The sequence below is a fragment of the Vibrio sp. 1288 genome (assembly GCF_033344475.1).
On sequence record NZ_JAWPOX010000010.1, the window covers coordinates 22690 to 36625 of the forward strand.

Below are 13936 nucleotides of genomic sequence, written 5' to 3' on the forward strand. Positions count from 1 at the left end.
TCCTTTATTTGCAGATGTCTGTTGGATCGTTTTGACCTGCGAAAATACGCAGTGTTACGTTCTCGTAAGAGTGGTTACTGTCATGAATGTAGTTCAGAATCAGCTGGTTATTTTGTCCGCCAGTGGCAATCACTTCCACTGGCAACGAGTCTTCTGCATGGTGCTTCACGTAGCGCTCAATGCATTGCTCTATTGAGGGCAACCAGTTGTTGATTTGAGGGTGATTTACAGGTGTCATCACTGGTACATTTTGATACTCACCAATCTGACGGAATTGGGATTCCGCAGGGTTCGTGAATAACAATACGCAAACAGGAAGCAGCAGAGACAAAAAGATAATGACACGCGGTAGCCAGTTAATCGTGTTAGATGCTGGCTTCGGCTGAGTTTTAGTCGGCTCTACTTGAGGCTCAAGATCAGCAGTAGTATCGGTCACTATCTCTGTTGGTGGTGTATCGCTCGCTTCTAACTCCACTGCTGGCACTTCTTGTTCAGAAGCGGTTTCTTCAACGTCAGTGTTAGAGTCAGTAGAAAATGGGCTCAAGCGTTCCACTGAACAAATGAGTTGGTAGCCACGTTTAGGTACCGTTTTAACAAACTCTGGAGATTTTGTTGAATCCTTCAACATCTTACGCAGAGTAGAAATCGCTTGAGTCAGGCTTGAGTCATCCACCTCAAAACCTTGCTCACGCCAAACAAACTCGTGAAGCTCGTTACGGGTTAAAACTTCGTTTGGTCTCTCTGCCAACATCAGAAGTATACGGCTTTCGTTGCTTCCTAATCGTACAACGTCGTTGCCGTTTTGTTGGTCAGCGAGCGAATTACTATTTGGATCAAAGGTGAACCTTTGAGCAAGTAGAAATTTGGTGCCAATGTTAGTCATTTAGTTCTTCTTAGATGGATGATGTTGTAATTATGGTGATTTATATCACAAAATTACCGGGGCGCTTGGAGTGCGCACGACATTTTAGATGCTTTTAGACGGGTAGGATAATTAAAATTTTCTAAAAAAACACCGTTTTTAGCAATATTGACCTTGAATTTACATTTGTCAGCCACATGTTAAATGACATCTCGGTAAGGTGATTTCAAGGGGAAAGTCACAAACTTGTCCCTATGAAAAAGCCAATTAGTTTAGATGTTATGGAGCACACATGAGCGAAACCGTATCTCAAAATAAAGAAACTCGTGGTTTTCAATCAGAAGTAAAACAACTACTGCATTTAATGATCCATTCTCTTTATTCAAATAAAGAGATCTTTTTGCGCGAGCTGATCTCTAACGCATCAGATGCATCAGACAAACTGCGCTTTCAGGCGTTATCTAACCCAGATCTATACGAAGGTAATGCAGACCTTTGCGTGAAACTGTCGTTTGATGAAAGCGCAAATACCTTAACCATTTCTGATAACGGTATCGGTATGAGCCGTGATGATGTGATTGAGCACTTAGGAACAATCGCAAAATCTGGAACAGCCGAGTTTTTCTCAAAGCTATCTGAAGAGCAGAGCAAAGACTCTCAGCTTATTGGTCAGTTTGGTGTTGGTTTCTACTCGGCATTTATCGTTGCTGACGCGGTTACCGTGCGCACTCGCGCTGCCGGTCTAGCTGCTGATGAAGCGGTACAATGGCACTCAGCGGGTGAAGGTGAGTATACCATCGAAAACATTACCAAAGAGTCACGTGGTACCGACATCATTCTTCATATGCGTGAAGAGGGTAAAGAGTTTTTGAATGAGTGGCGTCTACGTGACGTTATCAGTAAGTACTCTGATCACATCGGCATTCCTGTTTCAATCCAAACTGTCGTTCGTGATGACGAAGGCAAGGAAACGGATGAGAAGAAGTGGGAGCAAATCAATAAAGCCCAAGCACTGTGGACGCGTAACAAATCTGATATTTCAGAAGAAGAGTATCAAGAGTTCTACAAGCACGTATCACATGATTTTGCCGATCCATTGGTCTGGAGTCATAACCGTGTAGAAGGTAAAAACGACTACACGAGCTTACTATACATCCCATCGAAAGCACCTTGGGATATGATGAACCGCGACCACAAATCAGGCTTGAAACTATACGTACAGCGCGTATTCATTATGGACGATGCAGAGCAATTTATGCCGTCATACTTGCGCTTCGTACGTGGTTTAATAGACTCAAACGATTTACCGCTAAACGTATCGCGTGAGATCTTACAAGACAATAAAGTGACTCAGTCTCTACGTAATGCTTGTACTAAGCGCGTGCTAACGATGCTCGAGCGTATGGCCAAGAATGACGAAGAGAAATACCAATCATTCTGGAAAGAGTTTGGTCTTGTGATGAAAGAGGGCCCTGCGGAGGACTTTGCAAACAAAGAGAAAGTTGCAGGTTTATTGCGCTTTGCTTCAACTGAAGTGGACTCTTCTGAGCAAACTGTGGGCTTGGCGTCTTACGTTGAGCGCATGAAAGAAGGTCAAGATAAGATCTACTACTTGACGGCAGACAGCTATGCAGCTGCGAAAAACAGCCCTCACTTAGAACAGTTCAAAGCGAAAGGCATTGAAGTTATCTTGATGTACGACCGCATTGATGAGTGGCTGATGAACTACTTAACTGAGTTTGATGGTAAACAGTTCCAGTCAATCACTAAAGCTGGGCTTGATCTAAGTCAGTTTGAAGATGAAGCAGAAAAAGAGAAGCAAAAAGAAACCGAAGAAGAGTTCAAGTCGGTTGTAGAGCGCACGAAGTCTTACCTAGGCGATCGTGTGAAAGAAGTTCGTACGACCTTCAAACTCGCATCTACGCCTGCTGTTGTGGTAACGGACGATTACGAAATGGGCACTCAAATGGCGAAGCTTCTTGCGGCAGCTGGTCAAGCTGTGCCGGAAGTGAAATACATCTTTGAGCTAAACCCTGAGCACGAATTGGTTAAGCGTATGGCTGACGAAGCCGATGAAGAAGCGTTTGGTCGCTGGGTTGAAGTTCTGCTTGGTCAGGCAATGCTAGCGGAGCGAGGCTCTATTGAGGATCCAACAGAGTTCTTAGGAGCTGTTAATCAACTTTTGACTAAGGTGTAATAACCTCTGCAAATCAAAAAGCTCGCATTTCGCGAGCTTTTTGTTTGTTGTCGCAAAATTTTGCATCTCAATTGCTGAGTTAATAATCAATAGGGCGTGAAAGAGGGTACTGTTAACATTCTTTAGTCTTAATACACTCTTTGCTCAGAGAACCTGTGATAGAATCTGCGACTTGAATGTGAGTAATAAGGCGTGTATTTTTGCTCGCCTATATACGTTATACCGAAACTTATCGTTGCAGGTGCTTCTCAGGTTTGATGTCTAAGAGGTCAGCTATTGTGAGCTTCGGTATAAATCTTAAATATTAAAGAGGATAAATCATGCGCATCATTCTTCTAGGTGCTCCAGGTGCAGGTAAAGGCACACAAGCAAACTTCATCATGGAAAAATACGGTATTCCACAAATCTCTACTGGTGATATGCTTCGTGCTGCTATCAAAGCAGGTACAGAGCTTGGTAAACAAGCCAAAGCTGTTATTGACGCTGGTCAGCTAGTTTCTGATGAAATCATCCTTGGTCTTATCAAAGAGCGCATCGCTCAAGAAGACTGTGCAAACGGTTTCCTACTAGATGGTTTCCCACGTACTATCCCTCAAGCTGACGGCCTAAAAGAAATGGGCGTAGACGTAGACTACGTTATCGAATTTGACGTTGCAGACGATGTAATTGTTGAGCGTATGGCTGGTCGTCGTGCTCACCTTCCTTCTGGTCGCACTTACCACGTGGTTTACAACCCGCCTAAAGTGGAAGGTAAAGATGATGTAACTGGTGAAGATCTTGTTGTTCGTGATGACGACAAAGAAGAAACAGTACGTGCTCGTCTAGGTGTTTACCACGAGCAAACTGCACCGCTAATCAACTACTACGGCAAAGAAGCTGAAGCAGGCAAGACTAAGTACCTTAAGTTTGATGGTACTAAGCAAGTAGCTGAAGTTAGTGCGGATATCGAGAAAGCACTATCTTAATTTGCTGAAGTCAAAAATTTAATATTTTGATATATTGAAAGCGGCCCAAGTGGTCGCTTTTTTTAGTTTACTCGTAAACATATATCTAATTAACTTCAGCTCGGCTATTCGTTACTTCGAGGTTACTTAAATATATGAACCAAGCCGTTTACCATGAATAGGATGTTATGAAAGAGAATAATAAACAGGGTGTACTCCTAGTTAACTTGGGAACTCCTGACGCACCAACCGCTCCTGCCGTAAAGCGCTTTTTAAGTCAGTTTCTTCATGATCACCGAGTGGTAGACATGACTCGATGGCTTTGGTGTCCACTATTGCACGGCGTTATCCTTCCTATCCGAGCTCCTAAAGTTGCCAAACTCTATCAATCAGTATGGATGGAAGAGGGATCGCCGTTGATGGTGTACTCTCAACGCCAAACGGAAAAGTTGGCACAAAAGCTTGATATACCTGTAGAGCTTGGTATGACGTATGGTAACCCAAGTTTGCAATCAGGCTTTGAAGCCCTATTGGCGCAAGGCGTTGATGAAGTCATTGTTTTACCTTTGTATCCGCAATACTCGGGCACAACAACGGCAGCGGTTTCTGACGGAATCACTAAAGCATTTAAGAACCTGCCTGTGATGCCAGGCTTTATCTTTATTCGTGATTATTACAATCACCCAAAATATATTGAAGCGTTAGCGCACTCAGTTCGTGAACATTGGCAAAAGAATGGTCAAGGAGATTACCTGCTGTGTTCTTATCATGGTATTCCAAAACGCTATGCTGACAATGGTGATGTTTACCCACAACATTGTGAAGAGACGACTCGCTTGCTTGGGGAAGCGTTAGGTTTAAGCGAACAACAAATTGGCATGACGTATCAGTCCCGATTTGGGAGAGAAGAGTGGCTTCAACCTTATACCGATAAGACCCTAGAGGCACTTCCTGCAAAGGGTGTGAAAAATATTAATGTTGTGACCCCTGCATTTTCGTCAGATTGTTTAGAGACGTTGGAAGAGATCTCGGAAGAGTGTAAAGAGATTTTCCTTGAAGCAGGTGGTGAAAACTTTACCTACATCCCTTGTTTGAACGATAGTGCACTTCATATCGAGATGATGGTTGAGTTAGTTCAATCTAAACTTTAGATACAAAAAAGGGTCGCAATAGCGACCCTTTCTACGTTTAGTTGAGCGATCAAGCAACTTGTACTTGCTGCTCTTCTACTTGCTCTGCCGTGCTGTGCGTATTTTCAGCGCCATGCATCCAGCGAACGAGTGTATTAGAGAATAGGAGCAAAATTACGCCACTTACGGTTGCGCTGACCGCAATACCACTAAAGATAGCCATAGCGCCTAACTCGCCTACGTGAGAACCCACATAGCCCGCAACATAGTTAGCAATCGCATTACAGCCAAACCATGCACCCATCATAAGTGAAGCTAAGCGAAGCGGTGCTAATTTAGTCACCAATGAAAGACCAATTGGAGATAAACACAGCTCGCCTAATGTGTGGAAGAAGAAAGCGCCGACCAACCATAACATCGATGTTTTTACTGTTGTATCTCCACCTTGTTCTAGCACTGCGCCAACCATACAAAGGAAACCAATCGCCAAGAAAAATAGTGCCATCGCAAATTTCACTGGCGAAGTAGGTTCACGTTTACCCAATTTTACCCAAAGGACAGCCAGAACTGGCGCTAGAGTAATAATGAAAAATGGGTTTAGTGATTGGAACCACGCAGCAGGAACTTCGAAACCACCAATCATGCGATCAGTATATTGTTGAGTGTAGATGTTCATCAGACCACCAGCTTGTTCAAAGCCTGCCCAGAAGACAATAGTGAATAAGCTCATGACCAGAATTACTTTTAGTCGATTCACTTCTTCTTTGGTGAGTGGCTGCTTCGTGGTGGCGTTTTTGTTGTTTAGATCTCGTTTCGCCGCTGGTTCGCGACCAATATCACCAAGCCATGATTGAGCCAGTACCATTTGCATCACTAGGCTAACCAGCATACCCACACCAGCGGCAACAAAGCCAGCTTTCCAACCGTAAGAGGTTGTCACAGAGCCAGAAACGACGCCGGCAAGTAATGCACCTAAGTTGATACCCATATAAAAGATAGTGAATGCGCCGTCACGACGGTTGTCACCTTCTTGATAAAGGTCGCCAACCATGGTTGAGATATTTGGCTTAAAGAGACCGTTACCAGTGATAAGTAGGCCAAGACCTAAATAGAAACTGTGTAGCGAACCAATACCTAAAGCATCAGCAGGAAGTGCAAGAGTAAACTGGCCGATGGCCATTAACGCGCCACCAAGCAAAATTGAGCGACGTTGACCTAAATAGTTATCTGCTAGGTAACCACCGATAAGAGGCGTGATATACACAAGCCCTGTGTATATGCCGTATAGGTCTAATGCGTCTTTGGTTGACCAGCCAAGGCCGCCATTCATTGTTGTATCAGTAAGGTAAAGCACGAGAATGGCACGCATTGCGTAGTAAGAAAAGCGTTCCCACAGCTCTGTACCGAACAATAAGAACAGGCCACGTGGATGACCAAAATATTGATGTTGGTTTGACATAAGCTCTTCTAATAATAGTTATTACATTTTTTAACGACTTCTACGTATACAATGCAATTCAACGAGTGACAAATAATAAAATTTTGCCATTCAACTATTTTTGTTTGTTAAGTGGCTGTTTTTGATTGGATTTGCAGATTATATGATGGTGTATTGGTTGTGTTACAAACTTAATTTCCATTTTTGCCTATGGACTTCTTTATCGTAAGTTGCTGAAAAATGTCGTTAATGCGAGCGATGTATAATCATACTTTTATAGATAAACTGAATATCAATGACTCAACTTTGGCTTAATGCTAGGATAAAAACAAAATAGAATTGGCTAGTAAAAAGATGAAACGTTGGTATCTACTTTATTGTAAACGTGGGGAGCAGGTTAGGGCGAAACAACACCTTGAAAATCAAGGTGTAGAGTGCTTTTATCCAACTGTAGAAGTTGAGAAGATTTTGCGCGGTAAAAGACAAAAAGTCGAGGAACCGCTGTTTCCTTGTTACGTATTCGCTTACTTTGATTATGAGCAAGGGCCAAACTTCACCTCAGTCCGCTCTACTCGAGGTGTTGTTGACTTTGTGCGTTTTGGTGCTCAACCGAAAGAAGTTCAAGGTGACTTGGTCTTCGAATTGATGCAGCTAGAAAAGTGTTGTAATGACAATACCGTTTCTGAATGTATGCCAAAACCAGGCGATCAAATTAGAGTTAAAAGCGGTCAATTTGCGGGCATAGATGCCATCTTCCAAGAACAAGATGGTGAGAAACGCTCAATTATGCTAGTTCAGATGATCACCAAGCGTGTGCCTGTCAGCATAGACAATAGTGATTTAGATTTAAAATAGCCTAATTCCATCAAACATAAAAAGAGGTGCAAAAGCACCTCTTTTTGATCGTATCTAATTTTTTGTCTGTTTTAAAAGGGTTGGACGAACCAACCCTTATCTTTATCGTAGAGAATTAGTATGAGTCGTTGTGAACGGTCTGTACTGCACGACCTGATGGGTCAACACAGTTTTGGAACGATTCATCCCATTCAATCGCCTTCGCTGAAGAACACGCTACTGAAGGGCCTCCTGGTACACACTCTGCTGCTGATGGAAGTGGGAATAACTCTTCAAAGATTTCACGGTACACGTAGCCTTCTTTTGTCGTTGGCGTGTTGTATGGGAATCGATATTGAGCTGTTTCCATCTGCTGGTCTGTCACTTTCTGTTCTGCTACTTCTTTCAGCGTATCGATCCAGCTGTAGCCAACGCCATCAGAGAACTGCTCTTTTTGACGCCATGCGATCGATTCTGGCAGGTAGTGCTCGAAGCACTCACGAAGGATGTGTTTCTCCATTTTACCGTTGCCACACATCTTGTCTGCTGGGTTCAAGCGCATTGCTACATCAATGAACTCTTTATCTAGGAAAGGTACGCGTCCTTCAACTCCCCATGCTGCCAGCGACTTGTTAGCACGAGCACAGTCGAACATGTTCAGAGCAAGCAGTTTACGCACAGTCTCCTCGTGGAACTCTTTCGCGTTTGGCGCTTTGTGGAAGTAAAGGTAGCCACCAAAGATTTCGTCAGCGCCCTCACCAGACAATACCATCTTGATACCCATCGCTTTGATCTTACGACCCATTAAGAACATAGGTGTTGATGCGCGGATAGTCGTCACGTCATACGTTTCAATGTGGTAAATCACGTCACGAATTGCGTCCAAACCTTCTTGAATCGTGTACGTCATTTCGTGGTGAACGGTACCAATTTGGTCGGCAACTTCGCGAGCGGCTTTCAGGTCAGGCGCGCCTTCTAGGCCAACAGCAAAAGAGTGCAGTTGAGGCCACCAAGCTTCAGACTTTTCATCATCTTCAATACGCATCGCTGCAAAGCGTTTTGCTACCGCAGATGTAATAGAAGAATCTAGACCGCCCGAAAGAAGTACACCGTAAGGCACGTCAGTCATTAGTTGGCGTTTAACAGCCGCTTCTAGCGCTTCAGTCAATTCTTCTTTGCTAGTGCTGTTACCTTGTACTGCTGCGTACTCGTTCCAGTCACGAACATAGTAACGTGTTGGCTCAGTATCTTTAGAGCTGTAATAGCTACCAGGAGGGAATTCACTTACTGTTTTACATACTGGAACAAGAGCCTTCATCTCTGATGCCACATAGTAGTTACCATGCTCATCGTGACCTTGATAAAGAGGGATAATACCAATATGGTCACGTCCGACTAAATACTCATCTTTTTCTTCGTCGTAGAGCACAAAAGCGAAAATACCGTTTAGTTCTTCAAGGAGATCTGCACCCATATCTTGGTAAAGTGCAAGAATGACTTCACAGTCTGAATCGGTTTGAAATTCGTACTTTCCTTCGTAACGAGCACGAATTTCTTTATGGTTGTAGATTTCACCATTGACGGCAAGGATGAGCTTCTTATCAGGGCTGTATAGCGGCTGTGCACCACTATTTAGACCAACAATCGCCAAGCGCTCGTGCGCTAAAATAGCACGCTCTGAAGAGTAAATCCCAGACCAGTCTGGGCCACGGTGACGAAGTTTTTTCGACATCTCTAATGCGATAGGGCGCAATGCGGCTGCATCGCTTTTAATGTCTAAAATGCCAAATACTGAACACATACTACATCCTTACTAAACTAAACAATTTCTAATCGGTATGGTTTAAATTTGCCATTACTAATAAAAAAAGCAACGTTTTGTGATTAAAAAAATGATAAAAGGCCTTGTTGTATGGAAAATATTTAACTCAACCGTTGTTTTGGTGAATGAGATCAAGGTTTGGTACAAAAACTATACAAAAAAGGCTTTCTATCAATAGAAAGCCTTCCGAAAAATATCAGTGCTGTTGCTTATTTAATTGGTGTGAATTTAGGTTGAAGTTGTTTACAGACGTGTCGAGCAAAACCGCTACCAGCTTCACTATAAATATTGAATGCTGCGTCAACGCCATTTTCAAGTAAGCCTTCCAATTGATCTGGGTATTCGGCGATAGCGGCAATTTGCCCCTTATATTTTCTGCGTTTAAGCTGCTCAAGTGCTGTTTGGTTACCTTGATGATGTGGCATTGCAAGCAGAACCAGTTTTACATGACCTGTATCTAAAATTCGCTCCCAGAAATCCGGGTCGGTGGCATCACCAGAAATCACATTTCTTCCTTCTGAACGATGATGATGTGCAGCGTCTTCACGAATTTCTATACCCAATGAAATTTTGCCATAGCGTGAACGTAGCTCATCATAAGCGCCCGTTCCAATACGCCCCATACCTAAGATCAATACTTGGGCATGACCTGGGTTGATGAGTTGGTCGCGTTGATTGAGCTTTTCTACCGCTGTCTCTTGCAGCCACTTACCTGAATGTTGATAAATTTTATGGCTAAGGCGGTTAAGTGGCGCGGAAATTACAAAGGATACCGACACCGCAACCGCAATCGCAGCAAGCATATCACTTGGCATCCAGCCCATTTTATAGGCCAACCCAGCAACAATAAGACCAAACTCACTGTAGTTAAATAGTGATAAAGAGGCGAGCAAAGAGGTACGTACTCGAAACTTAAAATGATTAATAGTGACGAAGTACAAGAGTCCTTTGATTGGTAGCAGTAAGATAAATAGCAGGGCGAGAACGACGCCATTCACGCTCAATGAGGCGGATAAACCAATGTTCAAAAAGAAGCAGACTAAAAAGAGCTCCTTCATATTGAATAATGACTTGGATAGTTCTGAGGCTTTTGGGTGACCTGCGAGTAGCATGCCTAAAATTAGCGCGCCCAAGTCTGGTTTCATCCCGACCAACTCGAATAGCCCAGCACCGACAACAAGCGCGAAGAAAATACCGAATAGCACCAGCATTTCGCCGTGGCCAACTTTATCGAGCAGCTTATAGAGTAGGGGACGAAGGAAAGGCAGTGCGAACAAACCGATGGCATACCATTCTGGGACTTTTCCGGTTGAAGCAGTCAGGAATACTACGGCAAAAATATCTTGCATAACCAAGATACCGATCGCGAGTGTGCCGTAGGTCGCGTTCATTTCGCCTTTTTCTTGCAATGCTTTTACGGCAAAAACGGTACTAGAGAACGATAGTGCAAAAGCTAAAAGCAGGATTTGGCTGCCGTCCATACTGGCTAGCGAAGTCAAGCCCAGTAGTTTTAAGCCGGATAACGCTAGGGCAAAAAAAGCGGTAGAGAGTATGTTGTGGGCGGTTGCCCCTCCCCATATTTCTTTGGACAGCAGGGTTTTTACATCGAGTTTGAGTCCAATAGTAAACAGAAGAAGAGTAACACCAAGATCTGCGAGAGTGACGATAACGTCATTGCTTTGGTAACCAAATGCATGCAAGCCAAATCCAGCTAGTAGAAAACCAACGAGGGGAGGGAGGCTGCATTTAAGCGCAATAAAACCAGCTAAAAAAGCGGCTGTAATTAGAATAATTTCCATACTGTTAAGCTGTATTCCTGATATACAAAAACGGGCTGTGAAAACACAGCCCGAGATTGTAACTCAATTGGTTGTATAAACTTAGTCTTCCAGTAACTTTTGTAACAAAACTCCGTTCAGCATAGCGCGTTTAATCATCGCAAATGCGCCCATCGTTGGCTGCTTATCAATGTGAGAAGCCACGATAGGGAGGTCGTTATGGAAAGTTTTAAGAGATTGATTCTCTACATTGCGTTGAATTGCAGGGAAAACAATATCTTGTGCTGCAGTAATATCGCCAGCAATTACAATTTTCTGTGGATTAAATAAGTTAACCGTAATCGCAATCGCTTTACCTAGCTGGTTGCCCACTCGCACTAAACTCTGTTTCGCAAGTTCATCACCATTCATTGCGTGCTGACATACCGCTTCAATTGTGATGTTTTCAAGGTCGGTTAAGCTTGATTCGTATCCTTGAGTAATCAGTTGCTTCACTCGTTGAATAATCGCTGGGTTTGCAGCTACGGTTTCTAAACAGCCAAAGTTTCCACATTGGCATTGCTCACCAAGCGGGTCAATTTGGATATGACCAATTTCACCGACGTTGCGGTTAAAACCAAGAAAAACCTGGCCGTTAACGATAATACCTGCGCCAGTACCGCGGTGGACGCTAACCAAAATAGAATCCTGGCAGTCTTGGCTTGCTCCAAAGTAGTGCTCAGCCAACGCCATGCCACGTACGTCGTTGCCAACAAAGCATGCTGTATTAAACTTCTCTCCAACGATTTCACCGAGAGCAAGATTATCGATATCGGTATTAGGCATGTATTCGACCACGCCAGTTGTTGGGTTAACAAGGCCCGGTAAAGTGATGCCGATAGCGATGAGTTGATCAATTTTGTCTTCGCAACGGCTTACGAAATCTTTTAATAAATCGATAAGCCCTGCGATTAAGTCTGCTTGGTTAGTGTAGTGCAGTTCATGCTGATCTTCTGCCAGCGCGGTACCACCTAAATCGTATAAACTGAACTGTACGTAATCTCGACCTAAGCGAACGGCAATCGAATGAAAAGGTTTGACTTCAGTAGTCAAAGAGATCGCACGACGACCACCAGTTGAAGCTTGTTGGGCGACCTCCTTAATAAGGCCGCGCTCTAAAAGTTGGCGGGTTATTTTGGTAACACTAGCAGGCGCGAGCTGACTCACGTCCGCGACTTGAATACGGGAGATAGGACCTTGCTGATCAATCAGCCTATATACCGCAGCGCTGTTAAGCTGTTTTACTAAATCTACATTACCAATCTGTCCGCCATTCATGCTTAATTTTGCTCGTATTGTCCGTTAACAACCGTCGCTTTTACTTTAAAGTCACGATCGAAAATAGTCAGGTTTGCAACCATCCCTTTTCGAACTCGGCCAAGGCGCTCCTCAACACCAATTGCTGTTGCTGGGTATAACGTGGCCATTCGTAGAGCTTCGTCTAAAGCGATCCCCGCGTGCTCAACTGAATTCTGAACTGCTTCAATCATTGTCAAAGCTGAGCCGCCTAGCGTGCCATTTTCATCAACACACTTACCATCTCGGTAATATACTTTCTTACCGACAAAAATAAAGTGATCAATGTTAGCACCTGCTGGAGCTGTGGCATCCGTCACCAAAACAAGCTTTTCACCTTTGATTTTATGAGCAATTCGGATGTTTGCGTAGTCGACGTGAAAACCATCAGCAATAATGCCAGCATATACGTCAGGAGTATCGTAAATTGCACCAACAACTCCTGGTTCACGACCAACCATTGGTGTCATTGCATTAAAGAGGTGTGTAGCAAAAGTAATGCCTGCTTCAAAGCTTTTACGTGCTTCGGCGTAGGTTGCATTTGTGTGGCCAATTGAAACCACGATGCCAGCAGCCTTTAATCGCGCAATATGCTCTGGGTCGTTATGCTCAGGTGCTAGTGTTACTTTCGCTACGATATCGGCGTTTGCGCAGATAAGGTCGATCATGCTTTCGTCTGATGGGCGAATAAAATCGACGTTATGGATGCCTTTTTTCGCGACGTTAAGGTAAGGACCTTCGAGGTGTAAACCAAGCGATTGATTTTGATATTTGTTGTGGTACTCACGAGCTGCGGCAATTGCAGTTCGCATATCTTCATCAGATGATGTAATGAGTGTTGGCAGGAAGCTAGTACAGCCAGATTTGAGGTTTGCCTGGTGCATGATTTGCATGGTTTCAGGGGTAATTGCATCGTTTAGCATTACACCGCCACAACCGTTCAACTGCAGATCGATAAAGCCTGGACTTAGATTAGCGCCTGCAAGGTCTTTTACTTCGATGCTTTGAGGTAGCTCAGAAACCGGCACAATAGATTGAATAAGATCGTTTTCGATGATGACCGCATGATCGGTAAGAACATCACTACCGGTATAAATTTTACAGTTACTTAGCGCGTACATAGTCAGCTAGTCCTTATAGATGAGAATTCAATTTCTATATCGTTATCTAAGTAGAGACTGCTTCAGTCATATGGGTACTTAGTTTGTATCACTGAATTAGATAACGAGTCACATACAGCAAGTCGCGTTTTATCGATGTTATTGTCATAGTAACTAACTGAAAAGTAATAATTGTATGGTTTTTTATGATTCTTTTTCAGAGCAAAGTTACAGTGATTTACCCGCCTAGATACCAAAATAACACTGATTCTGCCTTGCATAAAGTGCGAGAATATTATCTTTAAAACGCCATTTTTTCGTATAATAAAATAAGTTTTATGATCTCGCTAGCAAAAACCTTCCGAAAGGGCAAATTGTGGTGATTATGATCACAAACGGTGAGCTTTTAATTTGCGGAGCAAAATTAATATCATAAACTTAGGATGACTAAATTGGACGGCTGAAATAAGTCATTCAACATAACATCTAATCCTAT

At 43.4% G+C, this 13936-nt stretch carries 10 protein-coding genes; 4 read left to right on the forward strand and 6 right to left on the reverse strand.

The window, feature by feature from the left end; all coding sequences use genetic code 11:
- Window positions 1-4: 4 nt before the first annotated feature.
- Window positions 5-883, reverse strand: coding sequence for a transcriptional regulator (locus tag R8O11_RS09480; RefSeq protein WP_033906920.1), 879 nt, complete (start codon window positions 881-883; stop codon window positions 5-7).
- Between the two features lie 271 nt (window positions 884-1154).
- Between R8O11_RS09480 and htpG the strand changes: the two genes are divergently transcribed.
- The 3 genes from htpG to hemH all read left to right on the forward strand — a co-directional run bounded on the left by htpG (window position 1155) and on the right by hemH (window position 5154).
- A complete protein-coding gene (gene htpG / locus R8O11_RS09485) occupies window positions 1155-3059 on the forward strand; it encodes a molecular chaperone HtpG (protein WP_017819957.1) in 1905 nt (634 codons plus the stop codon).
- A gap of 320 nt (window positions 3060-3379) precedes the next feature.
- Window positions 3380-4024 carry an adenylate kinase gene (gene adk, locus R8O11_RS09490; protein ID WP_005382094.1) on the forward strand — a complete coding sequence of 215 codons (645 nt, stop codon included), beginning with the start codon at window positions 3380-3382 and terminating at the stop codon, window positions 4022-4024.
- Window positions 4025-4191: 167 nt separating this feature from the next.
- Window positions 4192-5154, forward strand: coding sequence for a ferrochelatase (gene hemH / locus R8O11_RS09495; RefSeq protein WP_318194095.1), 963 nt, complete (start codon window positions 4192-4194; stop codon window positions 5152-5154).
- Between the two features lie 49 nt (window positions 5155-5203).
- Here the strand turns inward: hemH and R8O11_RS09500 are convergent, their stop codons facing one another.
- The gene (locus R8O11_RS09500; RefSeq protein WP_005382097.1) at window positions 5204-6592 is read right to left on the reverse strand and encodes a peptide MFS transporter; all 1389 of its coding nucleotides are present in this window, start codon (window positions 6590-6592) and stop codon (window positions 5204-5206) included.
- Window positions 6593-6925: 333 nt separating this feature from the next.
- On the opposite strand from R8O11_RS09500, the gene rfaH reads away from it, so the two are divergent.
- A complete protein-coding gene (gene rfaH, locus R8O11_RS09505; protein ID WP_005382098.1) occupies window positions 6926-7426 on the forward strand; it encodes a transcription/translation regulatory transformer protein RfaH in 501 nt (166 codons plus the stop codon).
- Window positions 7427-7541: 115 nt separating this feature from the next.
- On the opposite strand, the gene asnB is transcribed toward rfaH, so the two are convergent.
- The 4 genes from asnB to nagA form a co-directional block, all read right to left on the reverse strand.
- Window positions 7542-9206 (reverse strand): asparagine synthase B, encoded by a 1665-nt coding sequence (gene asnB / locus R8O11_RS09510; protein ID WP_005384979.1) that lies wholly within the window; start codon window positions 9204-9206, stop codon window positions 7542-7544.
- Window positions 9207-9436: 230 nt separating this feature from the next.
- Window positions 9437-11026 carry a cation:proton antiporter gene (locus tag R8O11_RS09515; protein ID WP_262606967.1) on the reverse strand — a complete coding sequence of 530 codons (1590 nt, stop codon included), beginning with the start codon at window positions 11024-11026 and terminating at the stop codon, window positions 9437-9439.
- 81 nt (window positions 11027-11107) lie between these two features.
- Window positions 11108-12322, reverse strand: coding sequence for a DNA-binding transcriptional regulator NagC (gene nagC / locus R8O11_RS09520; RefSeq protein ID WP_005382105.1), 1215 nt, complete (start codon window positions 12320-12322; stop codon window positions 11108-11110).
- Between the two features lie 2 nt (window positions 12323-12324).
- Window positions 12325-13461 (reverse strand): N-acetylglucosamine-6-phosphate deacetylase, encoded by a 1137-nt coding sequence (gene nagA / locus R8O11_RS09525; protein ID WP_318194096.1) that lies wholly within the window; start codon window positions 13459-13461, stop codon window positions 12325-12327.
- Between the last annotated feature and the right edge of the window lie 475 nt (window positions 13462-13936).